This window comes from Mechercharimyces sp. CAU 1602 (assembly GCF_024753565.1).
Classification (GTDB): Bacteria; Bacillota; Bacilli; order Thermoactinomycetales; family JANTPT01; genus Mechercharimyces.
In genome coordinates this window covers 770,905-796,827 of the sequence record NZ_JANTPT010000001.1, presented here as the reverse complement: position 1 = coordinate 796,827, position 25,923 = coordinate 770,905, and the positions used below count along the sequence as shown (strand labels likewise).

General features: G+C 44.1%; 37 protein-coding genes. 12 read left to right on the top strand and 25 right to left on the bottom strand.

The features are described 5' to 3' along the window. Positions 1 to 37: 37 nt before the first annotated feature. The 12 genes from NXZ84_RS04215 to NXZ84_RS04160 all read right to left on the bottom strand — a co-directional run bounded on the left by NXZ84_RS04215 (position 38) and on the right by NXZ84_RS04160 (position 8,427). Entirely contained in the window at positions 38 to 442 is a 405-nt protein-coding gene (locus NXZ84_RS04215) for an Asp23/Gls24 family envelope stress response protein (protein ID WP_258839028.1), read from the bottom strand. After that, on the bottom strand, positions 439 to 1,797 hold the full coding sequence (gene accC / locus NXZ84_RS04210) for an acetyl-CoA carboxylase biotin carboxylase subunit (RefSeq protein ID WP_258839027.1): 1,359 nt from the start codon (positions 1,795 to 1,797) through the stop codon (positions 439 to 441). The genes NXZ84_RS04215 and accC overlap by 4 nt, the downstream gene beginning before the upstream one ends. A 17-nt stretch (positions 1,798 to 1,814) precedes the next feature. Further along, positions 1,815 to 2,357, bottom strand: a complete 543-nt coding sequence (accB, locus tag NXZ84_RS04205) for an acetyl-CoA carboxylase biotin carboxyl carrier protein (protein ID WP_258839026.1) — start codon at positions 2,355 to 2,357, stop codon at positions 1,815 to 1,817. A 219-nt stretch (positions 2,358 to 2,576) separates the two neighbouring features. Then, on the bottom strand, positions 2,577 to 3,119 hold the full coding sequence (locus tag NXZ84_RS04200) for a SpoIIIAH-like family protein (protein WP_258839025.1): 543 nt from the start codon (positions 3,117 to 3,119) through the stop codon (positions 2,577 to 2,579). Between the two features lie 12 nt (positions 3,120 to 3,131). Continuing rightward, entirely contained in the window at positions 3,132 to 3,758 is a 627-nt protein-coding gene (gene spoIIIAG / locus NXZ84_RS04195) for a stage III sporulation protein AG (RefSeq protein ID WP_258839024.1), read from the bottom strand. A 15-nt stretch (positions 3,759 to 3,773) separates the two neighbouring features. After that, positions 3,774 to 4,481 (bottom strand): stage III sporulation protein AF, encoded by a 708-nt coding sequence (gene spoIIIAF, locus NXZ84_RS04190; RefSeq protein WP_258839023.1) that lies wholly within the window; start codon positions 4,479 to 4,481, stop codon positions 3,774 to 3,776. Positions 4,482 to 4,491: 10 nt separating this feature from the next. Beyond that, the gene (gene spoIIIAE, locus NXZ84_RS04185; RefSeq protein ID WP_258839022.1) at positions 4,492 to 5,706 is read right to left on the bottom strand and encodes a stage III sporulation protein AE; all 1,215 of its coding nucleotides are present in this window, start codon (positions 5,704 to 5,706) and stop codon (positions 4,492 to 4,494) included. Positions 5,707 to 5,719: 13 nt separating this feature from the next. Further along, the gene (spoIIIAD, locus tag NXZ84_RS04180) at positions 5,720 to 6,109 is read right to left on the bottom strand and encodes a stage III sporulation protein AD (RefSeq protein WP_258839021.1); all 390 of its coding nucleotides are present in this window, start codon (positions 6,107 to 6,109) and stop codon (positions 5,720 to 5,722) included. Between the two features lie 15 nt (positions 6,110 to 6,124). Then, complete coding sequence (gene spoIIIAC, locus NXZ84_RS04175; RefSeq protein WP_258839020.1) at positions 6,125 to 6,331, bottom strand: stage III sporulation protein AC; 207 nt, start codon at positions 6,329 to 6,331, stop codon at positions 6,125 to 6,127. A 23-nt stretch (positions 6,332 to 6,354) separates the two neighbouring features. Next, positions 6,355 to 6,873: a stage III sporulation protein SpoIIIAB gene (spoIIIAB, locus tag NXZ84_RS04170; protein ID WP_258839019.1), complete on the bottom strand. Its 519-nt coding sequence runs from the start codon at positions 6,871 to 6,873 to the stop codon at positions 6,355 to 6,357. After that, on the bottom strand, positions 6,870 to 7,844 hold the full coding sequence (gene spoIIIAA / locus NXZ84_RS04165) for a stage III sporulation protein AA (RefSeq protein WP_396654026.1): 975 nt from the start codon (positions 7,842 to 7,844) through the stop codon (positions 6,870 to 6,872). Before spoIIIAA ends, spoIIIAB begins: the two co-directional genes overlap by 4 nt. Positions 7,845 to 7,986: 142 nt before the next feature. After that, the gene (locus NXZ84_RS04160; protein WP_258839017.1) at positions 7,987 to 8,427 is read right to left on the bottom strand and encodes a CD1247 N-terminal domain-containing protein; all 441 of its coding nucleotides are present in this window, start codon (positions 8,425 to 8,427) and stop codon (positions 7,987 to 7,989) included. A gap of 130 nt (positions 8,428 to 8,557) precedes the next feature. On the opposite strand from NXZ84_RS04160, the gene NXZ84_RS04155 reads away from it, so the two are divergent. The 10 genes from NXZ84_RS04155 (at position 8,558) to NXZ84_RS04110 (ending at position 15,594) form a co-directional block, all read left to right on the top strand. Beyond that, complete coding sequence (locus NXZ84_RS04155; RefSeq protein WP_258839016.1) at positions 8,558 to 9,823, top strand: MFS transporter; 1,266 nt, start codon at positions 8,558 to 8,560, stop codon at positions 9,821 to 9,823. 107 nt (positions 9,824 to 9,930) lie between these two features. After that, positions 9,931 to 10,329, top strand: coding sequence for a hypothetical protein (locus tag NXZ84_RS04150; protein ID WP_258839015.1), 399 nt, complete (start codon positions 9,931 to 9,933; stop codon positions 10,327 to 10,329). Positions 10,330 to 10,521: 192 nt separating this feature from the next. Further along, complete coding sequence (locus NXZ84_RS04145) at positions 10,522 to 11,250, top strand: SDR family NAD(P)-dependent oxidoreductase (RefSeq protein ID WP_258839014.1); 729 nt, start codon at positions 10,522 to 10,524, stop codon at positions 11,248 to 11,250. Further along, the gene (locus NXZ84_RS04140; RefSeq protein ID WP_258839013.1) at positions 11,243 to 12,256 is read left to right on the top strand and encodes an S-adenosylmethionine:tRNA ribosyltransferase-isomerase; all 1,014 of its coding nucleotides are present in this window, start codon (positions 11,243 to 11,245) and stop codon (positions 12,254 to 12,256) included. The genes NXZ84_RS04145 and NXZ84_RS04140 overlap by 8 nt, the downstream gene beginning before the upstream one ends. After that, positions 12,217 to 12,594, top strand: coding sequence for a VOC family protein (locus NXZ84_RS04135; protein WP_258839012.1), 378 nt, complete (start codon positions 12,217 to 12,219; stop codon positions 12,592 to 12,594). Before NXZ84_RS04140 ends, NXZ84_RS04135 begins: the two co-directional genes overlap by 40 nt. A gap of 89 nt (positions 12,595 to 12,683) precedes the next feature. Further along, positions 12,684 to 12,869, top strand: coding sequence for a hypothetical protein (locus NXZ84_RS04130; RefSeq protein ID WP_258839011.1), 186 nt, complete (start codon positions 12,684 to 12,686; stop codon positions 12,867 to 12,869). Between the two features lie 49 nt (positions 12,870 to 12,918). After that, positions 12,919 to 13,179: a spore coat protein gene (locus NXZ84_RS04125; protein ID WP_258840329.1), complete on the top strand. Its 261-nt coding sequence runs from the start codon at positions 12,919 to 12,921 to the stop codon at positions 13,177 to 13,179. Positions 13,180 to 13,488: 309 nt separating this feature from the next. Continuing rightward, positions 13,489 to 14,289 (top strand): phosphosulfolactate synthase, encoded by an 801-nt coding sequence (comA, locus tag NXZ84_RS04120; RefSeq protein ID WP_258839010.1) that lies wholly within the window; start codon positions 13,489 to 13,491, stop codon positions 14,287 to 14,289. After that, positions 14,286 to 14,996 (top strand): 2-phosphosulfolactate phosphatase, encoded by a 711-nt coding sequence (locus NXZ84_RS04115; RefSeq protein ID WP_258839009.1) that lies wholly within the window; start codon positions 14,286 to 14,288, stop codon positions 14,994 to 14,996. Before comA ends, NXZ84_RS04115 begins: the two co-directional genes overlap by 4 nt. A gap of 142 nt (positions 14,997 to 15,138) precedes the next feature. Continuing rightward, a complete protein-coding gene (locus tag NXZ84_RS04110; RefSeq protein ID WP_258839008.1) occupies positions 15,139 to 15,594 on the top strand; it encodes a DUF441 domain-containing protein in 456 nt (151 codons plus the stop codon). A 32-nt stretch (positions 15,595 to 15,626) separates the two neighbouring features. Here NXZ84_RS04110 and efp read toward each other — a convergent pair whose 3' ends face one another. The 3 genes from efp to aroQ are packed head-to-tail and all read right to left on the bottom strand — an operon-like array spanning position 15,627 to position 17,734. Continuing rightward, positions 15,627 to 16,184, bottom strand: coding sequence for an elongation factor P (gene efp, locus NXZ84_RS04105; RefSeq protein WP_258839007.1), 558 nt, complete (start codon positions 16,182 to 16,184; stop codon positions 15,627 to 15,629). Positions 16,185 to 16,206: 22 nt separating this feature from the next. Then, complete coding sequence (locus tag NXZ84_RS04100) at positions 16,207 to 17,277, bottom strand: M24 family metallopeptidase (RefSeq protein ID WP_258839006.1); 1,071 nt, start codon at positions 17,275 to 17,277, stop codon at positions 16,207 to 16,209. A 22-nt stretch (positions 17,278 to 17,299) separates the two neighbouring features. Continuing rightward, positions 17,300 to 17,734 (bottom strand): type II 3-dehydroquinate dehydratase, encoded by a 435-nt coding sequence (aroQ, locus tag NXZ84_RS04095; RefSeq protein WP_258839005.1) that lies wholly within the window; start codon positions 17,732 to 17,734, stop codon positions 17,300 to 17,302. A gap of 208 nt (positions 17,735 to 17,942) precedes the next feature. Between aroQ and NXZ84_RS04090 the strand changes: the two genes are divergently transcribed. Both NXZ84_RS04090 and NXZ84_RS04085 read left to right on the top strand, forming a co-directional pair. Continuing rightward, positions 17,943 to 18,842: a DUF1385 domain-containing protein gene (locus tag NXZ84_RS04090; RefSeq protein ID WP_258840328.1), complete on the top strand. Its 900-nt coding sequence runs from the start codon at positions 17,943 to 17,945 to the stop codon at positions 18,840 to 18,842. A gap of 36 nt (positions 18,843 to 18,878) precedes the next feature. Then, a complete protein-coding gene (locus tag NXZ84_RS04085) occupies positions 18,879 to 19,205 on the top strand; it encodes a hypothetical protein (protein WP_258839004.1) in 327 nt (108 codons plus the stop codon). A 52-nt stretch (positions 19,206 to 19,257) separates the two neighbouring features. Here the strand turns inward: NXZ84_RS04085 and NXZ84_RS04080 are convergent, their stop codons facing one another. The 10 genes from NXZ84_RS04080 to NXZ84_RS04035 all read right to left on the bottom strand — a co-directional run bounded on the left by NXZ84_RS04080 (position 19,258) and on the right by NXZ84_RS04035 (position 25,919). After that, the gene (locus tag NXZ84_RS04080; RefSeq protein ID WP_258839003.1) at positions 19,258 to 19,479 is read right to left on the bottom strand and encodes a hypothetical protein; all 222 of its coding nucleotides are present in this window, start codon (positions 19,477 to 19,479) and stop codon (positions 19,258 to 19,260) included. 334 nt (positions 19,480 to 19,813) lie between these two features. Continuing rightward, complete coding sequence (locus NXZ84_RS04075) at positions 19,814 to 20,272, bottom strand: SMI1/KNR4 family protein (protein ID WP_258839002.1); 459 nt, start codon at positions 20,270 to 20,272, stop codon at positions 19,814 to 19,816. Positions 20,273 to 20,277: 5 nt separating this feature from the next. Further along, the gene (locus NXZ84_RS04070) at positions 20,278 to 20,541 is read right to left on the bottom strand and encodes an HNH endonuclease (protein ID WP_258839001.1); all 264 of its coding nucleotides are present in this window, start codon (positions 20,539 to 20,541) and stop codon (positions 20,278 to 20,280) included. A 20-nt stretch (positions 20,542 to 20,561) separates the two neighbouring features. Continuing rightward, positions 20,562 to 21,254, bottom strand: a complete 693-nt coding sequence (locus NXZ84_RS04065) for a PrsW family glutamic-type intramembrane protease (RefSeq protein ID WP_258839000.1) — start codon at positions 21,252 to 21,254, stop codon at positions 20,562 to 20,564. A gap of 424 nt (positions 21,255 to 21,678) precedes the next feature. Beyond that, positions 21,679 to 22,170, bottom strand: coding sequence for a hypothetical protein (locus NXZ84_RS04060; RefSeq protein ID WP_258838999.1), 492 nt, complete (start codon positions 22,168 to 22,170; stop codon positions 21,679 to 21,681). Between the two features lie 9 nt (positions 22,171 to 22,179). Next, positions 22,180 to 22,365: a hypothetical protein gene (locus tag NXZ84_RS04055; protein ID WP_258838998.1), complete on the bottom strand. Its 186-nt coding sequence runs from the start codon at positions 22,363 to 22,365 to the stop codon at positions 22,180 to 22,182. Positions 22,366 to 22,773: 408 nt separating this feature from the next. Beyond that, positions 22,774 to 23,199, bottom strand: coding sequence for a hypothetical protein (locus NXZ84_RS04050; protein ID WP_258838997.1), 426 nt, complete (start codon positions 23,197 to 23,199; stop codon positions 22,774 to 22,776). A 76-nt stretch (positions 23,200 to 23,275) separates the two neighbouring features. Further along, on the bottom strand, positions 23,276 to 24,751 hold the full coding sequence (locus tag NXZ84_RS04045) for a hypothetical protein (RefSeq protein WP_258838996.1): 1,476 nt from the start codon (positions 24,749 to 24,751) through the stop codon (positions 23,276 to 23,278). 101 nt (positions 24,752 to 24,852) lie between these two features. Then, positions 24,853 to 25,191 (bottom strand): YolD-like family protein, encoded by a 339-nt coding sequence (locus tag NXZ84_RS04040; RefSeq protein ID WP_258838995.1) that lies wholly within the window; start codon positions 25,189 to 25,191, stop codon positions 24,853 to 24,855. A gap of 437 nt (positions 25,192 to 25,628) precedes the next feature. Next, a complete protein-coding gene (locus NXZ84_RS04035) occupies positions 25,629 to 25,919 on the bottom strand; it encodes a hypothetical protein (RefSeq protein ID WP_258838994.1) in 291 nt (96 codons plus the stop codon). Positions 25,920 to 25,923 lie beyond the last annotated feature (4 nt).

Genomic DNA, 25,923 nt, shown 5'->3' with positions numbered 1-25,923 from the left:
GGCGCATCCCTTTCTGAATGATAGGTGATCCTATATCTTATTTCGGTTTTTTGGTTTCGCTACTTTCTTCTTTCTCCGGTTTAGGAAATTGCACATGGTTAATCTTCACTCGTACCGTCTCCACGTGGAGACCTGTCATCATTTCAATCGCATTTTTAATTTTTTCTTGCACCGATTTTCCAATATCAGGAATAAAGTGGCCATATTCAATAACTAGGGAAACTTCTAAAGAAAGGCCCTCATCTATATGAACGCGCACACCTTGTTTAGCATTTTTACGACCCAACCATTGTGTAATATCCTTGACGACTCCTCCACCGCTTAATCCAAGGACACCTTTTACTTCGATCGCCGCCAATGCTGCAATGGTCTGAATCACTTCGGGTGCAATTTCGATCTTCCCTAATTTTGTGCTTTTATGATAGTCCTTCATTTCCGTCATTCGTCTTCCTCCTCTGACAATACGGTGCTCTCTAAGAATTGTATATGAACATCACCGGAAATAAAACGAGGGTGACGCAAAAGTTTTAAATGGTATGGGATCGTTGTCTTTACTCCCTCAATCGAAAACTCCCCGAGAGCTCGCTTCATACGGACGAGCGCCTCATCACGATCTTTCCCCCAAACGATAAGTTTAGCAATCATAGAGTCGTAAAAGGGCGGGATGTGATAGCCAGGATATGCTGCACTATCCACACGAACGCCTAAACCACCTGGAGGAAGATAAAAGGTAATCGTCCCCGGTGAAGGCATAAATTTACGTTCTGGATCTTCTGCATTGATACGGCACTCGATCGACCAGCCATTCAGTTTAATCTCTTCTTGTTTTACAGATAACGGAAGTCCTGCGGCAACACAAATTTGCTCTCGTACGAGATCCACCCCTGTAACCATTTCCGTCACGGGATGCTCAACTTGAATGCGTGTATTCATTTCCATAAAATAGAAATGATGATCACGATCCAATAAGAATTCGATCGTACCCGCACCTGTGTATTGTACTGCTTTGGCAGCAGCTACTGCTGCTTGCCCCATCTTTTCCCGCAATTCAGGTTGGAGGGCTGGTGAGGGCGCTTCTTCAATTAACTTTTGATAGCGCCGTTGGATTGAACAATCCCTTTCACCTAGATGAATCACGTTACCGTGCTTATCAGCCATCACCTGAACTTCCACATGCCGTGGTTCTACTAAGTACTTTTCTAAATATACCCCTGGATTGCCGAAGTTGGCTTCCGCCTCTTGTTGCGCTGTCTGTACAGCACGGATCAATTCCGCTTCACTGTGAACAACACGCATCCCTTTCCCGCCACCTCCAGCAGTTGCCTTAACGATAACAGGAAATCCGATTGTACGTGCACGTTGGGCCGCTTCCTCCGTAGACGAAATAATGCCCTCCGTCCCAGGAACGACTGGTACGCCGGCGGATTCCATCGTTTTGCGTGCGGTTGTTTTATCCCCCATTTGGGTCATTGCCTTCGGATCGGGACCAATAAAAGTGATATTACATGCCGCGCACAGCTCAGCAAAATCGGCGTTTTCAGATAAAAATCCATATCCGGGGTGAATAGCATCGACCCCAGTTAGCGTAGCGATGCTCATCAAATTGGTCATATTTAAGTAACTTTCTCTAGAAGGTGCTGGACCAATACAGTACGCCTCATCGGCTAGACGAACATGAAGAGCATCTTCGTCTGCCTGGGAGTAAACGGCCACTGTTTGTATCCCTAACTCCTGACAAGCCCGAATGACACGAATAGCGATCTCACCACGATTGGCGATCAATATTTTTTGAAACATCCTCATATCCCCCCCACCTACGAGGTGGTTTTTACTTGAAATAGTGGTTGTCCGTATTCGACAAGTTGTCCATTTTCAACTAGGATGTTAACCACTTCACCCCGTACTTCAGCCTCAATTTCATTCATCAGCTTCATCGCTTCAATAATACAGACCACTGACGTTTCCTCTACCTTGCTCCCTTGTTCGGTATAAGGGGCTTGATCTGGTGCAGGGGCACGATAAAATGTGCCCACCATCGGAGAGGTGATCTCATGTAAATTAACATCGCTTTCCACCTTAGCCGGTGCTTTTTCCTCCCCAGAAGGAGAAGAGGAGGCGGTGGTTGACTTTTCAGTCTCTATTACAGGTACCGCATTCTCCTGTTGAGTTGGAGGTAGTGAACGTTCCTCTTGTACCTGCGTCTGGGTTGCTGTCTCTACGGACTTAGGAATTTCTGATCGTGACGATGGCTTCTTAATCTTGATCTTAGTACCTTCATTTTCAAGTTTAAATTCCTCAATCTGTGATTCATCGACTAGTTTAATCAGTTCGCGCAACTCATGCATTCTAAGTGGCATGAGAATCACTCCTTTCCAACGGGAGAGCTTTTACGTTTCTCAGGGTATCAATAAAGTTTTGTAATCAATTTAATGATAATCTTTTTTCTTCTGATTGACTACCCCGCACACGTCTTTTGCTTTCTATTCTTAACCGAATCACACAGAAAAAACCCTCATTAGAACAGAGGGTTTCGCTGATGGTATTCATTTAAGCAGTCTCATACGAAAAATAAGAGACTAAGGGCGGTATGTTACAGAAACCTGATTAGCAGCCACACCCATTTGTTTTTTTGTCAATGTTACGAGTTTTACAACTTGTGCTGATTTAAGTTGATCACTTTGCACAATCACATTTACATGCGCATCATTATTGATCACTACTGCATCTTGATATCCCTCTTCCCGGATCAATTCTTCTAACACTGTTTCGGTATTATCTACTTCCATCAACTCATTTAGCTTCGCTTGCGCTTCATCAATTTGCTCTTCCGAGGCAGCAGGGTCTGTTATTTTTTCCATATATTCAGATGAGAGTTTAGAGCGAAGCGCCTGTCTTTCCATCTGATAGCCCACAAAATAATCCCCTGCTTCCTTAACAGCCTCCTCACTCGGCTCTCCTACACCCGACTTTGTCTTCACATCCGCATCCACTTTTTCAGCCGCTTCTTTATTTCCTTGTTCCGCAGGTTCTACAGGTCCTGTCACAATATAATAAGCTGATAGTACCACCATCAACGTGAGCATCGTAACCAACCATACCGTTTGCTTATTCATAGACATAATCTTTCCCTCCTAGCCTTTTGGCATTACAGAAATTCGATGAGCCGGTACATCGAGCGATCGTTCAATCGCTTCGATAATGGCTGCTTTTACCTTCAGATTTTCCGCTCCACGCGCTACCACCAACACCCCACGAACATTTGGTTTCACCTTCTTTATCACCAGCGGTGCCTCTGTTTCCCCATTCTTGTAAATCACCACCTTTTCATCCTCTGTCTCCTCATGGATCTTTCGTGAACCGCCACGCTGATCCGTTTCATCCGTAATTCGTTCTTGTTTGCGCCGATCTTTTTCAATCACTGTCTCCATCGAAGCATCCAGATTAATCATGACCGACACTTCTTCTACACCAACAATCCCCTCCAACAACTTTGTCATTTCATCCTCATACATTTCCTCATATTCTTGAATAGACATATCGTCGCTAGCACTTCTCTTACCGCCCATTGCTGCGTATTCATTCTTTTCTGATGGCTCCTCCGCTGCAGGAGGTGGCAATCCATCTGTCTCCATTTGAAAGAAGTCGGCTACGATCATAACAGCTAACCCCACACAACCAACAAGTAGGATCCAACGAATCGCTTGAATTCGACCCGTCCCCCATTTATCTTCCACTCGATCCAGCAGCCGTTTGAGCACCCTGTTCCCTCCTCCCTACCACTTGCTAGCGAAAACCACATTCGTCCCTTTTGGTTTTATTCCCCACTCTTGGTCAAGGTGATTTTCGATTTGCTTGATCAATGCTTTTTGGTCCGTTGATAATTCTTGTTGTAGTACCGGTTCAGCTGCTGTCTCCGATCGTTTTTCTCCCGTGATCGGAGCGATCGGTGCGATCTCCTCTACCGGCTGAATCGGTTCAATTTTATTCTCTTCCGCACCCGATTCGTCGGTCAGTGTTGTCTCTGTTAGCGGAAGCAGGTAAAGAGTGACACTTTCCAATTCCGCTGGTTGCCCTTCTTCACCCCATGCAATCTCTAACTCCGCTTCCATCACTTTGACCGGGAAACGTTTCGCCACATCGCGCGCAATCTCTTGTTGTAATGTTTTATCCACTTGCGTGCGCAACAACGTCTGCTGCTCGCGGGAAGCTGTCTGCGATTTTGTATTTATCTCTTGTAGTGATGCCATCGAATCTGTCGCCATTTCAACACTAGCATCGCTTTTCCAAGTCCAACGCGAAACATCAAGGTCATCGCTGAGAAAACGAAAGATAGGAGAAAGAATCGCGAGAATGATGAGCAAGCCCATAACCAACTTGACATAACGATCTAGGGATTGATTGGGTAAAATCAAGTCGATGAAGCTAGCCATCAGGACGAGTAGTATGATCGGTTTGAGCCAATCGCTAATCCATTCAACCATAAGTTACCACCTACCGCATCATGACGGTGATATTGCCAGCTGTGATCATGATGGTGATCGCTAAAAAGAACATCAATCCCACCGTAGCCAAAGCCGCAAAAATATATATGAGCGTCTTCCCAATAACATTGAGTACACCTATGATCGGACTGTTACCCAGTGGCTGCAGTAATGCAGCTGAGAAGTTGTAAATGAAAGCGAGCGAAAGGATTTTGATAGCCGGAAAAGCACAGATGAAGAGGAGCAATAACACCCCCGTAATGCCAACGGCGTTCTTCACTAACAAAGAAGCTCCCAACACTGTATCTGCCGCATCAGAAAACACCCTTCCCACCACCGGAACAAAGTTCCCTGTTACATATTTAGCCGTACGTAGCGTAACCCCATCAGCGACGGCAGCTGTTGCTCCCTGTACAGAGATAATCCCTAGAAAGATGGTCAGCATGCCCCCGAGCAAGCTCATCCCAATCTTTTGCATAAAACCAGCTAGTTGGTTCACCTGATACTTCTGAGATAAGCCGCTCACAATATGCAGAATAGCAGCGAAGAAGAATAGCGGAAATACGACCGTGTAAATCACCGTTCCGACAGCATGAATCATAAACACAATGAGCGGATGAAACAGCGCTACCGTCCCTACGTTACCCATTGTAGCTAGGAGAGTAAGAATTAACGGAACCAGTGCCACCATAAAGTCAATCATCTGACTGATGGCAGACTTCGCAGAGTCTACTGCCACTGAAAAACTTTGAATAGCTAGGATAATAATCACCATGTATGCGATCGCATAAGCTACATTACTTACCTGATTACGTTCAAAAGCTGTTTGTAACGTTTGCAATATCATGCTAAACACCGTAAGTACCACGATTGTCCCAATTAATTTGCCATTGTAGAGAAGTTCATGAAAGAAGAAGCGAATAAAGCCCCTCCCCACTTCTTTCCATGAAAATTCGCCCTCACCACGCGCAACGACCAGATCATACAACGTTGGCGCACTCTCCTCAGGCAAATAGCGATCATACGTTGATTGAATTTCCTTCCAAAAATCCTCTATCTCTTCTGTCTGCAACTGTTGAAACTGCTCACGAACCACTTCATCTGCTATGGAAGGCCCTCCCGGTGGTGGAGGATCTTCTGTTGTGGCCCAGCTGATGCTTGGCCACAACATAAATAGTAAGATCAATCCCCCAAAAAGAGAGGTGATTGTTTTTCTGCTGCTCATACGGCATCATCCTCTAAGCGGGAAGTATTTCCACTACCGTTTCTATAATTGTGGTAATAATGGGGATCGCCAACACCATAATAAGAATCTTTCCTGCCAATTCTATTTTGGATGCAATCGAGCCTTGTCCGGCATCACGTGTCACTTGTGCACCAAATTCGGCGATATAGGCAATGCCGATAATCTTGAGGATGGTTTCAAGAAACATCGTATTTACTCGTGCTTGTGTCGCCAGATTACTCAGAATATGAATAATCTCCGTTATTTTCCCCGCTATACTGATAAAGATCATAACCCCAGTAATCGTAGCTAACAAAAAAGCAAACACCGGCTTTTGTTCTTTTAAAATCAAAATGAGAAAGGTGGCGATCAATCCCAACCCTACAACCTGGATAATTTCCAAGAAGATCGCCTCCTCTTATGACCGAAACAAAAAGACACTTTTAATGGTTTGAAACAAATCTTCGATATAGGAGGCAACCATGAACAGTACAACAATAAACCCGATTAGAGTGACCCAGTGTGCATAATCTTCTTTTCCCATCTGCTTTAGCACTGTATGAATCATCGCCACGATGATTCCGATTCCCGCAATTTGAAAAATAGCGTCTATATCATATGGCATGGCTTGGCCTCACCCCCAAAACATTAGTACAGCAAGATGATAAGGAGGGCTCCGCCTAGAACCCCAACGCTTTTCCACATCTTCTCATACTGTCCCTGTTCCTCGCGTGCGTGGTTCTCTTCTACTTGTAGATTACTTACTGTTAGCTGCAGATGTTGCAATTGATCGTCCCGGTCTGACATCCCCAATGTTTTACCGAAGTCAAGTAAGATCTCTTTCTCTGCCGCTTGTAAATCTAAGCGTGGCCATACTTCACTCAATGCTTTTTCCCAACATTCAAAGGTAGAGGCTCCATCTAACTCTTGTAAATGAACAGCGCAGCGATGGAAGATAGAGCCGATCGCGGCTGGCTCCCGGTGTGCAATATGAGCAAATGCCTCGCTCAATGGTCGGGACCCATATACGATGTCCGTTTCCAGTAAGGCTAACGCTTGACAAAGTTGACGAATCTGTTTTGGTCGCTCTGCAAACCGTTTTGCAAACATCCATCCTGAAATAGAAGTGGATATTAGAATCAAGATAGCACCAAATAATTTCATCATGAGCTTTCAGCTACTTGGTTTGGCTGACCTGGCAAGATCAAGCGACGTCGTTCTTGATCATATACCCCTTCCACTGTTCCAGGACCTTGCCTCCTGCTCAATACTACATAGCGGGTAAACACCCCTTCGCGGATGAGGGAAGAGAGGACGGGTCGGCGACACGCGTCTTTTAGATCAAAGCCATGAGCAGTGGTAAAGCAGCGCACCCCAGCGTAAATAGCTTCATGAATCGCTTCACCATCCTCAGTACGGCCAATCTCATCTACCACTAAAACATCAGGGGACATGGAGCGAATCATCATCATCATGCCTTCTGCCTTAGAACATCCGTCCAACACATCCGTGCGCACACCTACATCGTGTTGAGGCACACCATAAACACACCCAGCGATTTCTGAACGCTCATCGACAATCCCCACCTTGTAAGCAGGACGATGCAGGTGGCCATTGCTGGTCAAACGTGCCAAATCACGTAATAAGGTTGTCTTACCACATTGGGGCGGAGAAATAATCAATAAGTTTTCCACCTGTTCTTTATGAATGACTGAGGAGATCAGAGACTGACCCACTCCTTTAACCTGGCGTGCAATGCGAACATTAAAGCCAGTCACATCCCGCAGGTGGCGCACCACCCCATGTTCCATCACCACTTTCCCCGCCAACCCAATCCGATGACCCCCAGGAATAGTTACATATCCTCGTTTTAACTCTTCTTCCATCGCATATAAGGAATGGTTGCTTACAAGATTAAGCATCTTGTGACAATCTGTTTGAGAGGGCAGATACGCTTCCTTTGCCTGTTGAGTCAACCGGCCCTTATCATCAATAAAGCAGGCACGATGGGTAAAAATCATCTCCAAAGGACGCTGTTGCCGAATACGAATCTCCTCTAGTTGTTGAATAAAGGAATTGGGTAGTGATTGCACCATATTACGAACTGTCAATGGTAGAATTTCAAGCACAGGTTTCAGGTACATACACCTCCTGTCCCATCGTTTAACTCATCCATATGAACAGCTTGTTCACAATATAACCAAGCTGTGAGAGAAACCTCGTGCGAAGCAAAATAAAAAGTTGGCACCTTTCATGGATGCCAACTTTTTTACTCCTCTTTTAAGCTGGAGGTACCGATTCATCACTGCGGTAAGGCTCTTCTGACTCACTTTCCCTCAGGAACTCCCCCTCATCTTCATCTGTCACCAGCAACACTTCCCCGCATTGCGGACACTCGATATGAACAGATTCCTCACCCGCTAACATCATCTCATCAATAATGACGGGTTGATGGCACTCTGGACACTCCATCTCCAAAAAGTCCTCTTCATTCTCATCGTAGAGAAGGACTTCAACGTCATTCAAATCTTCATCAACCGCCTCTACGTACTCCTCCAACTCCGTTTGCCTCATTTTCATATGCTCAACTTCATCAATATGATCATCTAATATTCCAATGAGACGGGTGAGCACCTTATATTCCAGTCGATTCGAATCTGCAGAGTCCATCATGCCATGTAAGTAAGACAGTTCACGACGCATATGTTCAAACGATTCCATACTTAATCCCTCCTGAGCGATGTATGCGTCTTTATTCTCACCATGGATAGACATACTCATACCCTTTTCTTTTATATATAGAGTTGGCTTGGGCATGCTATATCCATCGAAATTATGCGGAGGTTGTCAAATGAAGAAGAAAGATAGACAAGCATCCCCTCAAGTTAGCGTTCTCATCGTTTTAAGTTGGATCCCACTTTTGATGGTGCTTGGTAATTCAATGATTATTCCTGTTTTACCACAAATTGAAGAGAATCTTCATCTAAGTTCGTTTCAAGTTAGCCTCATCATTACACTCTTTTCTCTTGCCGCAGGTCTAATCATCCCCTTTTGTGGTATATTCTCAGATCGAATCGGACGAAAGAAAGTGATTATGAGTGGGCTCATTGTTTATGCCATAGGGGGGATCATTGCTGGTGGGTCTGCTCTAATCGGTGGTGGCTCCTATCCATTTCTCCTCATCGGAAGAATTGTACAAGGAATTGGTGCAGCAGGAACTGCCCCGATTGCCATGGCCTTGGTTAGTGACCTTTACGCAGCTAACCAGCGGAGCAAGGCACTGGGAGCGATCGAAGCTGCCAATGGCATGGGCAAAGTATTAAGTCCCATCTTAGGATCTCTTATAGGGCTTATCTCTTGGTATGCTCTCTTCTTTGCTTTTCCGCTCCTCATCTTTCCTGCATTACTCGCCATGTGGTTCATCGTAAAAGAACCCCGTTCGCAAGAGCCTGCCCCTCCTCTCTCGCAATATCGTGCTCACCTAAAGAAGACGTGGGTCAGACAAGGCAAGTGGATGTCTGTCGCTTTCTTAGCAGGGGCAATTACATTGTTCATCCTGTTCGGAGTACTTTTTTATCTCTCAAATTTGCTAGAGAAACGATATGGAGTCGAAGGAATTGTAAAGGGACTTATATTGGCCATTCCCCTGCTTGCCCTTAGTGGTTCCTCCTATTGGACCGGCGTACATATTCAAAAGCATGCTCACCACATGAAAGGCTTCATCGTTACTGGCTTAACCTTATCTGCATTTGTGATGATCGCTGTCCCTTTCGTACAATCTACATATCTTCTTATCGCTTTGCTTCTTTTAAATGGCGTTGGGGGAGGGGTTGTCCTACCTTGTCTAAATACCATGATCACATCTTCTGTTCACTCTGCTGAGCGCGGAATCGTTACCTCTTTATACAACAGTGTCCGCTTTCTCGGCGTTGCCTCAGGACCACCTGTTTTTAGCGCTTTATCAGGGTCACCTATGATTCTCTTTCTCGGAAGCGGCGCGATCTCACTCCTAACTGCTATACTAACCCTCCTATTCGTCCACCCTCCTCATCGCCTCATTAGCCCTCATGGACACAAACGTATCCTTATTCGTAAACCCGGCTTTCAATCTCACTAAGCCCAGCATCTTGCATGATAAATAGGCACTTAATCTCAATGAATATCCAAGCAAGATAATAGGATGACTCATATTCTATGATGTAACTATTTTAAGGAGTGATTACTTTGACTAGCATCGTCGTTGTTGATGGCAATGCCTTTCTCGTTCTCGATGATCCCCGTGGTAGACGTTCCATCATTGGTATCAGCTTATTGTATGCAGGTATTCTTAACCGTCGTTTTAGTATTCCTGTTAGGCGAGTAAGATTGCCTGATATTCATGAATCTTCGTCATCTTCGTCATCTAAAAAGGTATATGAATCCTCTTCATCTAAGAAAATCTCTGATTCCTCTTCTTCTAAGAAAGTCTTTGAATCCTCCTCTTCCTCTAAAAAGCTACTGGAATCCTCCTCTTCTAATGGACTCGGACTTCGTGAATCCTCTTCTTCCAGAGGACGCCTCCTTAGAAGATTGTTGCAAGAGGTTCAAGATAGAGATTTAGTAGACGTGGGGTTTGGAGAATAATATCGATCTACCCGTGAAAAGATCCAGCTTAAGCGTGCTGGGTCTTTTCCTTTTGCTCTATCTTCCTCCGACCAAAGTTGCAGAAGAGAACTACCACTAATTCCTGAGACTATTCCCCTTCCTCTATCCGATTTCACCGTATTTAATCGCTTCTATAATAAAAGCAACACACAATGAAAGAAGGAATACAAAATGGAAAACAAGGTTGTCATGATTAGTGGAGCAAGTAGGGGATTAGGTAGGGAATTGGCCATCGCCTTTGGAAAAGCAGGAGCTAAACTTGCCATTTGCGCACGGGGAAAGAAGCAATTAAACAACGTTAAAGAAGAACTTTCGCAGCGAGGAGTGGAAGTGATCGCTATGAGCATCGATGTCTCTCAACCTGCTGAAATCGATCGTTTTGTCTCTGTAACCGAGGCTACTTATGGACAAATAGATGTCCTCATCAACAATGCCTCACTCTTCGGCCCAGGACCTACCCCCTTGCTGGACTACTCACTCGCCTCTTTTCAAGAAGTGCTCGCCGTAAACACTATTGGTCCCTTTCTCCTCACACAGCGTGTACTTCCTGGAATGTTGACGCACGCTCATGGACGTATCATCAATATTACCTCGGAGGCTGGTCAAACCGGATTTGCTGAATGGGGCGCATATGGAATTAGTAAGTTTGCTGTGGAAGGATTGACACAAACATGGGCGGATGAGTTGCAAGAGACCGGAGTAAATATGTACATGGTCGATCCAGGTGAGTTAGATACTCAGATGCATGCTATCGCGGTACCAGACTGTGAGTATCCCTTAACACAACCTGCTGCGATCGTCCCCGTCTTCCTTTATCTAGCTGGTCCACAGTCTGCTCATCTACATGGTAAGCGACTCCAAGCGCAAAAAATGATAGAGGAGGACCAAAATCATGAATAATGCGACCCATTCTAATTTTACAGTACCTGCCCACTTACATGCCGCTATCCCCCCTGAGATCAGGGGGGATGGACGTGACCATGTTCGAATGATGGTTATAGAAGAGGCTTCCGGTAAGATTACAGACACACATTTCAAAAAACTATCCTCCTTCTTACGCTCTGGGGACCTGATCGTATTTAACAATAGTCGTACTCTACCCGCCCATCTCCCTCTACCAGAAGGATATCTTCGATTATCACAACAAGTATCCGATCATGAATGGGATGTATTAATTCAAAACCATCCTGCCCAAATTGGAACCCGTTTTCAATGGAGTCCTACATTTTCTGCTACCATTACCGGTACAGGTAGCGAACCTCCTCTTAAACGCCTTTCATTTTCACTACGGGGAGCAGCATTAATAGACTCAATCTACCGCTACGGTCAACCTATCCGCTATGAATATGTGAAGCGGTTGTGGGAGCTACCCTCCTACCAAACCGTATACGCCACTAAACCTGGATCTGTGGAGATGCCTTCTGCCGGTAGAGCCTTCACCTGGAAAATGATGCACACCCTACAGAAGCGAAACATTGGGCTTGCTTTTCTAACACTTCATGCTGGACTTAGTTATTACGAAGGTGATCACTGGCCACAACCGAGTGCACACCCTGAATTTGTACAGTTGACACCAGCAACCGCAGCACTTATTAATCAAACAAAAGCAAAGGGTGGGCGCGTCATAGCGGTTGGAACAACCGTCGTCCGTGCAATTGAATCAGCCATAAACAAAGAGGGGGAGGTCATCCCTTATCACCATTTTACAGATTTATATATCAAAGAAAACCATTCACTTCATGTGGTTGATGGTCTGCTAACAGGCTTTCACGAACCTGAAGCGAGCCATTTGGAAATGTTATCCGCATTCATCCCTCAACGTTCGTTATTTCGTGCCTATGAGCATGCTCTGAAGGAGGGGTATTTATGGCACGAATTTGGCGATCTCAATCTAATTCTCCCTTAAAGTCGTCCATCTTACGTCTGCATCATATCGGTCTTACAGTGCCCAATCTAGAATTGGCGGAATATCACTTTATGAAGAATGGGTTTCAACATGAAGCATGTATGATCTGGGAACAGGAGCGAAACCTCTTTCTTACAAAAAAAACTCTCCGTATCGAGTTGTCGCAAACCACAGTACAAACAGAACTCATTCATTTTGCGTTTGAGGTACCTTCGCTGTCAGCGGTAAGAGGATTGTATAAATACGAAGATGGGCCCTATGAATTGGATAATGGCTGGGATGTATTATTTGCAAAAGACGGGTATCATCCATGGATCGAATTTATTCAAACCACATAACCCTAAAATTAACATCATATTCTTTTCAAAAATACGAATCCTAACAACGTAAATACATTACACCTTACTTGCTAAAGGAGTCGCATGGCATGAATCAACTAACGGAATTGGAACTGCAAAACCTGCGCCACCTTATCGGTGGTCACGAAACAGTAGCGCACAAACTTGATTTTTATGCGCAACAGTGTCAGGATCCACAACTAAAGCAACTGTTGCAAAAGGATGCACAAGATGCACGCACTACCAAACAGCAACTGATGTCGTTTCTATCATAACTGAAAGGGGAAAGATCACATGAACAATAGCATAAATCCGACAGCGGGTATGGGCGTGTCATTTACCGAAAAGGATATGATAAACGACTACCTTTCTGCTATCAACGGAAATCTAAGTGGATATGCCAGCATCATCGCACAAACAGAAAACCCACAACTGCGACAAACATTACAACAGATACGAAATGGAGACGAAGCACGTCAATACGCTCTCTATCAAGCAGCGAAGCAAAAAGGGTATTACCAGCCGGCCGGACCTGCTAATCCCACCGAAATTCAACAAGTCAAATCCCAACTTAGTCAGCCATAATCAACTGGAGTTCCCCCTTTTATTGCGGGGAACTCCTCTTTTTTCTGCTTCCTCCTCATGCGGGCGACAAGCCCTATTCACCCCAATCTTTTTATTCTTTTATCCCTTTGCGCTCAATATAGATAGTAGTACCCTTGCCTTTTCCATTGAGCAAGGGGGATTCCGATTATGCCTGATGAGCACTGTAATATTGCCCTGTATTACAGCCTGCTTGCCTCTTTTTCTTCCACACCGTCATTTAGGCACATGACTGTGACTTGATGCATAGGTATACCTATGATGTATGTGGATTATGGAGGCGATGATGACATGAAGAAGTCTTTTCCAAAGTGGGAACCTGAGTTGCAAGATCCCACTTCCGCTCGTCCTACAAAGCCGAGACAGACCGGAATAACCATGTTAATTGATAAAGGACTGGGGATCTCTGCTTTTCAAGATCTGTTGGAGCTGGGTGCTAATCATATTGATTTTATCAAACTTGGCTTCGGCACCTCAGCTCTAACACCCCGCCCGCTTCTGCAAAAAAAAGTGGAGCTGGCGAGCCATTATCAAGTCGGACTTTATCCCGGCGGAACATTTTTTGAAGTAGCATTTCGTAAGAAGCTTCTCCCTACTTACTTCCAAACCTTATCTTCCCTTGGATTTGAATGGATAGAAATTTCCGATGGCAGTATTACACTTTCTGCAGCAGAACGGTCTCAAGCAATTAAAGCAGCTGTTCACCACGGCTTTCAAGTGATCACAGAAATCGGTAAAAAAGAGAGTGGTTCCATCACCGATGTGACTAACTTAACTACTGTCTACAAGCAAGATCGGCATGATGGCGCAAAGTGGATTATCGTTGAGGGGCGCGAATCAGGCAAAGGAATCGGTATTTTTGATGAAAGTGGGCATACAGATACTCAATATGTAAAAGATGTAGAACGATCCACGGGAGGCGACCATCTGATTTGGGAAACACCTCATAAAGAACAGCAAGTCGCTTTGATTCATTGCGTAGGTCCCCACGTCAATTTAGGAAATATCGCTTCCACTGATTTGCTCGCTTTAGAAGCCTTACGAAGGGGTCTACGGGCTGATACTTTCTCTTTATGGGGAGCATCATCATGAACATTACCATCGAAGCACATGTTGATGATATTCAAAGTGATCATCTGGTTAATAAAACGGTCATCGTCATTGATGCCTTCCGTGCCTCTACGACCATGGTTACAGCTTTTTATCATGAAGCAGCCGCAATTATTCCTGTCGATACAGTTGGCAAAGCACGCAACATCGGGCAAAAAAACAGTGATGCGCTTCTAGGAGGCGAGCGATTTGGCAATCGGCTCGATGGCTTTCACTTTGGTAATTCTCCAGAAGAGTATGCGACAGAGCGGATTCGCAACAAAGAAATCGTATTAACCACTACCAATGGCACCCGTGCCTTAATTAAAGCAACGCGTGGTGGAACCATACTGATCGGCACGTTCGTCAATGCAAAAGCATGTGCCGAACGTGCCAAAAGCATCCACAAAGACGTAACCATACTCTGCGCTGGCACACGCGGTTCCTTCTCATTTGAGGATGGTTTAGCAGCAGGCTGTATTTTAGATCGTCTCACTGTACTCGTACCTGCACTCCAATTGGATGACCTCGGCTATGCACTACTCTACAGCTTTCGTCAGTGTGAATCAGACCTGTTCACGATTCTCTCCCAGAGTCAATCGGGGCAACGCTTAAAACAACGAGGACTTCAAAAAGATCTGGCTGATTGTCTGGCGGTCGATCGCTATCCCATCGTTCCTCAATTTCGCAATGGCAAAATTACATTATAATAAACTATCTTTTCCTTCATTCGATCATATGCGCTAGCATGTGCGAGTGGAGGTTTTTTTGCTCTTTTTTCACCCTTTCTAAATAAATGATTCCTTCCACACATAGAGTAAACTAAATAAGATTTGGACAAGGGGTAAGCACATGAAGCCTGAACTCATCCTCGTCGTTTTGATTATTATCGGTTTACTGGGACGATCACCTATCATCGCCACTGCGGCTAGCTTGCTCTTAGTCCTCAAGCTCACGCAGTTGGAACGTCTTTTCCCTGCTGTAGAGCGCCGAGGGCTAGAATTTGGTCTACTACTCTTAACCATATCCGTACTGGTACCATTCGCCAGTGGTAAAATTACGCTAAAAGATATCCTTGCCGTCTTTAGTAGCCCTCCAGGCATGTTAGCCCTCATCTCGGGAGCAGTGGCCACCTATATGAACGGCAAAGGATTAGATCTGCTCCGTCTAGACCCTCAAATTATTATTGGCCTAGTAATCGGCTCTATCATCGGTATCGTTTTTTTACGGGGAATCCCTGTTGGCCCTTTAATGGCCGCAGGGATCACAGCACTGCTCCTACACTTGTTTTACTATTTTTGGCCATAAAAAAGCCCCATCGAGGATGGGACTAATAAACGTTACGCACGCGAGATATAATCACCACTGCGGGTATCAATTAAGAGGCGTTCTCCTTCATTGATAAAGAGAGGCACTTGTACGTTATAACCGGTTTCTAACTTAACAGACTTGGTTGCGCCTGTAGCGGTATCACCTTTAATACCTGGTTCCGCTTCCACCACTTCTAATTCTACTGTATTTGGAAGCTCTACCCCAATCGTCAACCCCTTATAAGTGACGATACTTACATCCATATTCTCTTTTAGAAACTGTAGTTCGTACTCCAACTGCTCTTTTGTCATCGTCATTTGATCGTATGTTTCATTATCCATAAAGGTGTACTCGCCACCGCTTTCATACAGATACTGCATTTGTCTCCGTTCTACATGTGCACGTGGAACTTTTTCTCCCGCACGAAAAGTACGCTCTTGAATCGTTCCTCTTTGCAAGTTACGCAATTTGGAACGCACAAACGCCGATCCTTTACCCGGTTTCACATGTTGAAATTCAATCACTTGCCACACTTCACCATCTAATTCAATGGTTGAACCACTCCGAAAATCGTTACTTGAGATCATTTACTCTTCCTCCAATTATCATTTATTTAACAATCACTAACTCTTTCGGTGTATGGGTAAGTAATTCGTACCCTGTCTCCGTAACAATCACATCATCTTCAATCCGCACACCCGCAACGTCTGGAAGGTAAATTCCCGGCTCCACCGTAATCACCATTCCTGGCTGCAGTTCCGTTATCGTTCGTGCAGAAATCCCAGGTGATTCATGTACTTCCATTCCTAAACCATGACCTGTGCTGTGACCAAACGCATCGCCATAACCCCGCGCAGTAATCACATCACGAGCTACTTTATCAATTTCACAAGCCTTCACACCAGGAGCAATTGCCTCTAGCGCTTTTTGCTGTGCTTCCAATACAATATGATAGATCTCATTCTGTTTTTCACTAGGCTCGCCTAACATAAAAGTACGAGTCATATCCGAGCAATATCCCTGATAGAGAGCACCGAAATCAATCGTCACCATATCACCATTCTCCATCACCTTGTCGGTAGCCACCCCGTGTGGCATGGCCGAGCGGACTCCAGAAGCAACGATCATATCAAAGCTTGAACTGGTGGCCCCCATCTCACGCATCATAAATTCGAGGCGCAGAGCAATTTCACGCTCAGTTTTACCCGGACGAACCTCTTTTATAATCTGAGCATACGCATCATCAGCAATTTTCGCCGCCTGACGCATCACTTTAAGCTCTGTCTCTTCCTTAATCTCACGCAATTTCTCCACGACCTGATTGGCTGGATGCAGGGTGGTTGACTTTAACGCCGCTTTCAATTCTGTCGCTTGGCGATAAGTTAAATGATCCTGCTCAAAATGAAGGGTTTTTATTCCAAACTGATCGCACTGCTCAGATACAGTATGATAAGCTTGGCGCTCCATCTCCACCAATGTCATCTGAGGCGCTTCTTCTTTCGCCTGAGACACATAGCGGAAATCGGTCAGCAATAACTGTACTTCACTTGATATAAACACCAATCCAGCTGAACCTGTAAATCCTGATATGTATTGGCGGTGAATGGGATGACTTATCAACATTGCTTCGATCCCACGCTCATCCATCAAGTGACGTAACCGCGCTATTCGTCTTTCCATCGCTTCTTCCTCCTTCTTTATTTCACTTTCGTTCCTGTGCAATCGTGTATAACGCCATCTCGTAGCTCATTAAACCAAAGCCACTAATTTGTCCCCGGCATACCGGGGCGATCACGGACACAGACCGAAAGGATTCACGCGCATGAATCGCTGAAAGATGAACCTCAATTGTCGGTATGACAATCGAGGCGATGGCGTCACGCAAAGCATAACTGTAATGGGTGAGAGCTCCTGGATTAATCACAATATAATCGGCCTTCGTCCCTGCTAGGTGGATACGATCAATCAATTCACCTTCATGATTCGATTGATAAGGAGTAACTTTTAATCCCCATTCCAATCCTTTTTCCTGCAAATGGGAGTGTAATTCCGTCAATGTTTGTTCCCCATAATGCTGCCGTTCCCGTTGCCCCAAAAGATTTAAATTAGGTCCTTGAATCACCCATACATTTATCATGCTGGATCCTCCAAATCAACAATAATCACGCCCGACGCTTACCCATCGTTATTGTATCACAATATGACAACGTGCATCGAAAAGGATTTCTCCCACTCCCTCCCCACTATGATAAAATAAGGGCAAATCAAGAGATTGAAGAAGGAGTGCACCTCATTTGAAAAATAAACCTACTCACTATGGTGGCCAAGCCGTAATTGAAGGCGTGATGATGGGTGGAAAGCATGCACAAGTTACCGCCATTCGTCGTAAGAATGATGACATCGAAATGTTTGAAATGGTTTCTGCAAAAAGTCCTCTCAAGAAGCGCTGGGGATTCCTAAATAAGATCCCCTTCATACGGGGAAACATCGCACTTATCGCCGCTAGTGCCTCCGGAGCCAAGCATTTACAATTTGCCAGTGAACGTTTTGATGTGGAGCCAGGAGAAGAAAAAGAAGAAGTGCCTTCTAAACTAGAATTAATATTGGGGGTTGCCCTGGTAGGTGTCTTGTCTCTTATCTTCGGTAAAATCTTGTTTACTGCATTACCAGCATTTTTAGCCAGTGTTCTCTTCCAACCATATGTAACAGATCTCATCTTACAAAATTTAATTGAAGGTGGCATCAAAGCCTTACTCTTATTGGGATATTTATATGTGATCTCACGTGCGCCGGTCATCAAGCGCCTTTTTGAATATCACGGAGCTGAACATAAAGTGATTAATGCCTATGAAGCTGGGAAAGAATTGACAGTAAAGAATGTATTAGCACAATCACGCCTCCATTACCGTTGCGGAAGTAGCTTTATCATTTTATCTATTATTGTTGGAGTGGTTGTCTATTCTTTTTTCAGTTATGACAATGTGTGGGAGCGGATGGGCATCCGTATACTTTTGCTCCCAGTAGTAATTGGGATTTCCTTTGAAGCTCTTAAACTGACAAACGCAGTCCGCGATATCCCAGTACTCACTTATCTCGGTTATCCTGGTCTATGGTTGCAAAAGTTAACGACGAGTGAACCAGATGAAGCGCAAGCAGAGGTAGCGATCGCAGCCTTTCAACGAATGCGTCAACTAGAGCTTACCGCTCAAACTGATTCATCATCGCCAATGAATCATGCGGGTTAATACCCATACTTCTATAATGAAAGGGGGAAGCAAAACATGAATAGTCAAAATGGGTTACGCCTTCTCATCTTTCTTCTAGTAGGGATCGGGCTCGTCAATCTTGTCATTAATCAACCTCTCTATGGCATCCTAGTTCTCGCTTTAATCGCCTTTGCTTTCTATCTCTACAAACGCCCACCCCAGTGGCTAATCCGCTTCAGCGGCTCCCCACCCAGACGTAAGGTGAAAAAACCATCAAAATCTGTAGCTGGCAAAAAAAACAGTCAGAAGAACCTTTCCTTTACCAAACGACTCAAACGGCGCAAACGTGCTTTCCGCGTCATCGATGGAAATAAAAAAGATCCTTTCCGCAAGTTTCAGTAAGAGTTGCCCATAAGAAGCTAGCAAAACAATTGTTTTGCTAGCTTCTTTACTATCATTCATCAAAATCACGCTTTCCAGCTTGCAGACGATAAGAAAGACGAGACTTCTTCCCTCGTACTGCCAAATAGCTAGAAAAAGAAAATTCTGCAAAAAATGCCTCTGCTGCCTCCACTCCTGATTGATAAAGCTCCTCTCGTTCCTTTTTTCCGATGGAAAAGTCATCATTCTTAATTATACGATTGCCCGTCGAAAACAGGAGAGTCGAGGATTTCATAAGTTATTTGGTATTCACCATTCCATCACTAAAACACCATGCTGCGCAATCAGACGTGAGCGCTTCGCATTTTGAAGCAGGCCGCTGAACACATGGGAGTTAAAGAGAGTGTTTGAACACACAAGTTTCGTAAGACATTCGCCTATCAGATTTAAATCCGGAGTTGATTTAATTTGCATAACAAAAGCGCTGAACCATTCAAGTCAGCGCGAGACGATGCGGTATATCGGTATCGAACAAAGCGATATGGATGAAATTTACGCTGGAATCGAGTTATAGAGGCGTGTTTCTTTTGCATAGAAAGAGCGACTCCAAAGTGGAGTCACCCTAAGGGTTAATCTTCTAATTCATAGAGCATTGAAAGAAAGTCGGAAAACGAATCTGCTACCTTATCCAAACTAACTTGTTCGTCTCCTGGATTATACTCGTACTCATGGTCGTACAGAACTATTATTGGTTCACCGTTTTTTACGTTTCTATAATCAAAGCAGAGGAAATTCCCTGATGGATCGTCAGCAAAAGGAATCATTTCTTTCGGTAGACCGTGTTCATTCATCAATATTTTATGTGCATCAGTTATAGAAAGACCTTCTCCACTTGCATTGAAATCAAACAACTCTCCGAATTCCTGCTCCTTACGATTATCAAGATCATACGTCGTGTGAGATTCCGGACTCCCTCCATTGTTAACTCGGACACAATTTACAAAAGATCGAGGAAATACCACCTCTAGTTCTCTTTCAACTTCTTTTATCTTTTCATCGTCAATCGGTTTTACGAATAACCAGTTCACTTATCTCACCTACCTATATTCTTTTCCCCCGCCCCAGATATCACGTCCTCCAGTATGCCTGTTTCCGAGTGAACTTCTGTCGGGACCAACTGTAGTATACCTTTCTCTTGATGATGGTGCCAAGTAAATCCAGGTATCTTTTTCCTTTCTTTATCAATTGCCACAAGCTGGTCTTTTGTTGTAAACCTTTTCTCTAGTTCAGGATTATCTATTATTTGCTGCTTTAGTTGCTTCGTAGCTTCTTTAAATTGAACTCTATCCTTTTTCAAATAAAGTGACTCATCAATTTTTAAGAAGCCATAGCGGGCATTCCAAAACTATGAGCATTCCATGCCCCATGATCGAAAGTCGCCCACACAAAAAAGAAGAGTGGGATCAGATACGCTTTTTTCCCCCATCGGTTACGAACATGTAGAGCCATTCCTATTCCTAATGTGATAAACCCAGTCCATACCCCATGACCAGGGGACATCGCTATTCCATCTGAAAAATAACCAGGGATAAGAGTAAAAACCTCCCGATTTTGTACATTATCAGAGAATAAACTTGCAAAAAGACCCCATAAGCTTCCCTCTTGATCTGCTGTTACCCAACGGCGTAATACTTCTTCCGAAAAATCAAATCCAACCCCTACTGAAGCACCCCCCAACATATAATCGGTAAGGCTAAAGCTCTTCGTTCTGTTCGTAAACAGAAATAGTAATAGAAAAGGTATTAGCTTAAAAGATTCTTCCATTATCGGACCAACGATTTCGACACTCCATCTCGCACCGACGGAGACTGAACCCTCTGCAAATACTCCATGAAACAAATAAACCGCAATCGTTGAAAGCGGGGCAATCACCCAGGCTCCCATCGCAAAAAAGCGAGCGGTACCTGTCCAAGTGAGAGTCTTACCTCGAGCCAAGAACCAAAACTGCCATAGGAGATAATAACTCCACAAAAACTGGATGAGCGCTTCCCGAGCCGCAGGGATAAACATCCATGCTAAGACAGCTGAAACCGATATATCCCTTTTTCATACCTCTACACAATGTTGGATGATTCTCTGCCCATCTCTCACGACGTAGTTTACTATAATTTGGAACGATCATTCCCCATGACCGTAGTAGTTCGAGCAAGCACATCCCCCTCCTTTCCTTTTCTATCCTCAAACACTAGTATTATAGTGTTTGTTGGTAAGACAGAAAAGAGAGTTTCAAGGTAGAAACTGAGTCTGTTCGATTCACTTTATACCTTTCAGAAAACGGATAATTAAATTATTTTTGAAAGCGGTTAACGGGATTGAATAAAGCGATATGGACGAAATCCGTCGGAATCGAATTGTAATCGTCGATTTCTTTTGCGTAAAAAAAGCGACTCCTCGAGTGGAGTCGCAAACGGTGTTAATCTTTAATTCGTCAATCTTATCCTTCTCGCATGCCTTTCTTTGCTTCTTCAGGCAAAATCGAATCGTAGTTTCCGAATTGAATCATCTCGCGGGAGTGACTCGATACATCGCATTCCCCATACTCTGAGGTGTTAGTCCCCTTTCCATTGATGAAAAAATTTTTTCGATAGCTTCCATCTGTTTCATAGAGGTAAGTAACTAAGCTGATTTCTCGCCCATCAAAATACCTCTCACTTACACTTCTCAAGAACAGTTGTTTATTCCGCCACTTATATGATTCGGAAAGCGGTGCATCTAGGTTTTCATTCAAATGTAGCACTCCACAAAAATATCCTTCGTAGTTAAAGTTCACTTTAATGATGAATCGAGGAGTTTCTCCATCTGAAATAATTCCTACATACGGCTTTTCTTTTTCATGAAAGGCTTTCGCTTGTTCTAGAGTGAGATACCCTCTCGCATTCTTCCAGATACCTCGCCAACTCTCGTAGTATTCCAACTTCACCTGCATTCACCTCTACTAGTTAAGTATGTTTCCTTTCTCATCTCGGATGGTGATATCTCTATCAGCCGCATAATCCAATATTTCCTGCGGTACTTCTTTCTGCTGAACAGGTATCTCCAAGATCATTTGTCCGTTTTCATCTAATCTATCGCCGGCTAACCCATCGCTCTGATGACCCGATCCTTTTCTTTGCGTCTTCACATCTGCAATTTCCAACCCGGTGGATACTTGTTCTTCAACTCATTGATATAGTTCTTCGCTGTTTGTGGCTGAATATCCGCCAACTGCGTATACTTCCTTGATACGATTTCTCCTGTATCAGGATTATATGAAACCAGTCGTACGTACCCACTCGGGGATTTACTGCTCTCGAAAGACTTTCGCTTACCACTGATTCAAATCCGGCGTGGAACTAACGCTAACGTATATCACAAAAGTACTGAACCATTCGAGTCAGCGCGAGACAATGCGATATATCGGTATTGAACAAAGCGATATGGACGAAATTTACGCCGGAATCGAGTTATAGACGGCGTTTTTCTTTTTGCGTAGAAAAAGCGACTCCGAGAGTGGAGTCGCGCATGATTTACCCTATTGGTTTGTTAAAACTCATCCCTCTTGTAAGCCTCTCTTTGCTTCTTCGGGTAGGATCGAATCGTAGTTTCCGAATTGAATCATATCGCGGAAATGACTCGATACATCACATTGACCGGTTTCCGCTACTTCCATCACTCCCGCTTTGTTGGAGCTACTTTTTCTATAGCGTCCGTCTGTTTCGTATAGGTAAGAATCCATGCTGATTTCTGGTCCATCAAAATACCTCTTATGCACATTTTTTAAGAATAAGTTTCGATCAATCCACACATAGGCATCCAATAACTTAGTGTCCAAGTTTTCATTCAAATGTGCTACATCGCAAAAGTACCCTTCATAGTTAAAATTCATCTGTACAATATACTTTGGCTTATCACCTTCTGAAATAATCCCTACATACGGCTTCTCTTTTTCATGGAAAATCTCAGCTTCCTTTGGCATGAGATATCCTCTTGCATTTTTCCGGATACTTCGCCAACTCTCGTAGTATTCCAATTTCATCGACATTCATCCCCTACTAGTTAAGTATGTTTCCTTTCTCGTCTCTGATGATGATGTCTCTATCAGACGCATAATCCAAGATTTCCTGCGGTACTTCTTTCTTTTGAACAGGTACTTCCAAGATCATTTCGCCCTTTAACGTATCACCCGCTAACCCATCATTCTGATGATCTGCCCCTTTCTTCTGCGTTTTCACATCCGCGATTTTCGCACCCGGTGGATACTTGTTCTTCAACTCATTGATATAATTCTTCGCTGTTTGTGGCTGAATATCCGCCAACTGCGTATACTTCCTTGATACGATTTCTCCTGTGGTAGGATTATACGAACCTAGCCGTACGTAGCCACTCGGAGCTTTACTGTTTTCAATGTACACCTCATTATTAGGGTATTCAGTGGACATCTTTCGATTAAACGCATTGCCTTGTTCAATATTACGTGCAATCGCACGCGCTTTCTCTTCGGGATACTTTTCTCGTAAGGATTGATAAAGACTGGACTCATCGATTTCTTTTTCAATCAACTCATTGACCAGTTGATCTTCATCGTCCGCTTTCGCAATGACATCCTTCGCTTCCTCTGCTTGCTTGGACTTAGGTGTAGCTGCAGCTTCATCCGCTTTCGTTGCAGCTTTCTGACCTGCCATGGGTCCTATTGGTCCAATTTTATTAAGTACGTCTCCCCCAAAAATTGAGCCAAATAAAATTCCGCCTGCCATGGCCCCGTTAATGATTGCTTTTTTCAAATCAAAGTCTTTGCCACGCAATGCATCGTCTGTGAGACTTTCTGACCCTCCACCGGCAAATCCTCCAACAAATCCCGGTAATATTTTTCTCACGATTGGACTTGCTCGGGGAAGAAGTGCCATCGCTCCGCGTCCAACCACGGCTCCAATCCCACCACCAATTAATCCTGCTATTCCTCCAATAGACATGTCTCGAGCAATGGTTTTGGCATCTCCATCAGTAAAGTAAGTCACTCCACCTCCGAATGCTGCTCCAAAAAGAATAGCCGCTCCAAACCCTTGTCCCCCTGGAATAAATAATAGTCCGACCCCAACGCCAACCGTAACACCTGCAGCAATATACTCCTTATTCTCTTTTGCCCATTCCCATACGGCTGACGCGGCTTTTGGTACGTTTTCTTTCGTCCATTCCCAAACTATTTTGGCTCCGGCCTTTGTACCTTTCCAAGACTCTTTCGCTTTCTCCTTTGTACTACTCCAAACTTCTTTCGCCTTATCTGTAATCTTATTTTTAACATCCTTTGCTTTTCCCCAGATGGAATCCCATAATCCTTTATCATCAGCAGAACTACTTTTTTCTGAGGTAGCTGTAGCTGTTTCTATCTTCCCCCCTTTACATTCAGGATTTACGGAAACATTCCCAATTGCTTCTATTTGACAATCAATTTTCTGTTCAACTTTTTCTTTCAATAGTTCACTATTTAACGTAGTAGAAAGAATCGTTGCTAACAGTACAGTGGCACCCACTTGAAGGCGGTTAAAATTCGGTTAATATGATTACACCTATTCGCAATTTTCGCTCGTCAGAAACGGTGTAGATTTCGTCTAGGACGTAATAATTCACTCAATCACACTTCCACTACGCTTACAATTCGTTGAAATGAAATCAACTCGTAATCCTCTTCGCTCTGGAGCTTGATCCATCGCTCATTCGCGTTAATCTTCGTAATGACACCTCGATCTTGCTCTATTCCGTATCTATCTGCGCAAGAGATCACCACTGGGCAACGATTGATCATCGACTTTTCAATAATGTATCCGATTTCGGTTATGGCGTCCTCCGACAGCTCTGGCTTAACGCATTCTTTCGCTTTTCGATTCTGTTCGTGAAAGCTGGCGATGTGCTCCGGCAACACCATACGGTGCCCTTCCCACATCTTATTGCCACGGTCAAGTATTCGGTCCATTCGAATCACCTCGTCTCTATTATACCCAAACATTAGTTCTCATAGAACGGATGATCCCATATTTATGAATATCAATTTCTTACATTCTGTGTGATGTGGCACCCATACTGCTTCTTCGCCTTCTCCATCCGCTTAAAATTCCTAAGCGAAGTCTCTTTGTTAACCTTCTCGATTGCCTTACGGTATAGATTCCGCTACTCCCTACTCATAGCGCCTATCAAATGCAGGCGTTTCGTTTCGATTTCGGAGAGATGCGGAGCCGTTAGTTCTGTTGTGTTGTTCATTCTTTTCTTCAGACGCGTAATGCCAGCCAACTCGCTGACGCCCGTCTAAATAACTCATTATCGCAACAAAATGAAACACCATTTCGGTTTCCTACGCCTCCTTTCGTTTTGAACGACAAAAGAATAAGCATCCGCTTTGGGATGCCGCCTGATTCACGAACGACTAAACATATTCACAATGCAATAAACAAAAGCACTTGTGACGAAAGCGATCGCAAATAAATGTATCGTTTTCTTGAGCTTTCCGATCTCCTTTCTCTTCTCAATGAACTCCATGACGTTCAATATCGCTATCATCCCAGTAACATACGCAAGCATAACATTCATCCAAATATCATTATCTGTCTTTAGCACCATAATAAAAGAGGTAATAATTACGATAGGATTCGTGATCTTGAAAAATACGTCTACTCTCTTTTTTTTCTTCGTTATGGGCTTCTCCAATATT

Coding starts and splice junctions, on each gene's coding strand:
- NXZ84_RS04090 (WP_258840328.1), top strand. CDS start 17,943: ATGATGGGTGGAAAGCATGCACAAGTTACCGCCATTCGTCGTAAGAAT.
- spoIIIAF (WP_258839023.1), bottom strand. CDS start 4,481: ATGGTTGAATGGATTAGCGATTGGCTCAAACCGATCATACTACTCGTC.
- NXZ84_RS04145 (WP_258839014.1), top strand. CDS start 10,522: ATGGAAAACAAGGTTGTCATGATTAGTGGAGCAAGTAGGGGATTAGGT.
- NXZ84_RS04160 (WP_258839017.1), bottom strand. CDS start 8,427: ATGGAATCGTTTGAACATATGCGTCGTGAACTGTCTTACTTACATGGC.
- NXZ84_RS04040 (WP_258838995.1), bottom strand. CDS start 25,191: ATGGACCGAATACTTGACCGTGGCAATAAGATGTGGGAAGGGCACCGT.
- NXZ84_RS04130 (WP_258839011.1), top strand. CDS start 12,684: ATGAATCAACTAACGGAATTGGAACTGCAAAACCTGCGCCACCTTATC.
- NXZ84_RS04125 (WP_258840329.1), top strand. CDS start 12,919: ATGGGCGTGTCATTTACCGAAAAGGATATGATAAACGACTACCTTTCT.
- NXZ84_RS04110 (WP_258839008.1), top strand. CDS start 15,139: ATGAAGCCTGAACTCATCCTCGTCGTTTTGATTATTATCGGTTTACTG.
- NXZ84_RS04080 (WP_258839003.1), bottom strand. CDS start 19,479: ATGAAATCCTCGACTCTCCTGTTTTCGACGGGCAATCGTATAATTAAG.
- NXZ84_RS04085 (WP_258839004.1), top strand. CDS start 18,879: ATGAATAGTCAAAATGGGTTACGCCTTCTCATCTTTCTTCTAGTAGGG.
- NXZ84_RS04050 (WP_258838997.1), bottom strand. CDS start 23,199: ATGCCAAAGGAAGCTGAGATTTTCCATGAAAAAGAGAAGCCGTATGTA.
- accB (WP_258839026.1), bottom strand. CDS start 2,357: ATGCCACTTAGAATGCATGAGTTGCGCGAACTGATTAAACTAGTCGAT.
- NXZ84_RS04100 (WP_258839006.1), bottom strand. CDS start 17,277: ATGGAAAGACGAATAGCGCGGTTACGTCACTTGATGGATGAGCGTGGG.
- comA (WP_258839010.1), top strand. CDS start 13,489: ATGAAGAAGTCTTTTCCAAAGTGGGAACCTGAGTTGCAAGATCCCACT.
- NXZ84_RS04135 (WP_258839012.1), top strand. CDS start 12,217: ATGGCACGAATTTGGCGATCTCAATCTAATTCTCCCTTAAAGTCGTCC.
- spoIIIAB (WP_258839019.1), bottom strand. CDS start 6,873: ATGATGAAATTATTTGGTGCTATCTTGATTCTAATATCCACTTCTATT.
- NXZ84_RS04155 (WP_258839016.1), top strand. CDS start 8,558: ATGAAGAAGAAAGATAGACAAGCATCCCCTCAAGTTAGCGTTCTCATC.
- NXZ84_RS04215 (WP_258839028.1), bottom strand. CDS start 442: ATGACGGAAATGAAGGACTATCATAAAAGCACAAAATTAGGGAAGATC.
- NXZ84_RS04060 (WP_258838999.1), bottom strand. CDS start 22,170: ATGCAGGTGAAGTTGGAATACTACGAGAGTTGGCGAGGTATCTGGAAG.
- NXZ84_RS04115 (WP_258839009.1), top strand. CDS start 14,286: ATGAACATTACCATCGAAGCACATGTTGATGATATTCAAAGTGATCAT.
- aroQ (WP_258839005.1), bottom strand. CDS start 17,734: ATGATAAATGTATGGGTGATTCAAGGACCTAATTTAAATCTTTTGGGG.
- NXZ84_RS04140 (WP_258839013.1), top strand. CDS start 11,243: ATGAATAATGCGACCCATTCTAATTTTACAGTACCTGCCCACTTACAT.
- accC (WP_258839027.1), bottom strand. CDS start 1,797: ATGTTTCAAAAAATATTGATCGCCAATCGTGGTGAGATCGCTATTCGT.
- spoIIIAE (WP_258839022.1), bottom strand. CDS start 5,706: ATGAGCAGCAGAAAAACAATCACCTCTCTTTTTGGGGGATTGATCTTA.
- efp (WP_258839007.1), bottom strand. CDS start 16,184: ATGATCTCAAGTAACGATTTTCGGAGTGGTTCAACCATTGAATTAGAT.
- NXZ84_RS04065 (WP_258839000.1), bottom strand. CDS start 21,254: ATGTTTATCCCTGCGGCTCGGGAAGCGCTCATCCAGTTTTTGTGGAGT.
- NXZ84_RS04200 (WP_258839025.1), bottom strand. CDS start 3,119: ATGTCTATGAATAAGCAAACGGTATGGTTGGTTACGATGCTCACGTTG.
- spoIIIAC (WP_258839020.1), bottom strand. CDS start 6,331: ATGCCATATGATATAGACGCTATTTTTCAAATTGCGGGAATCGGAATC.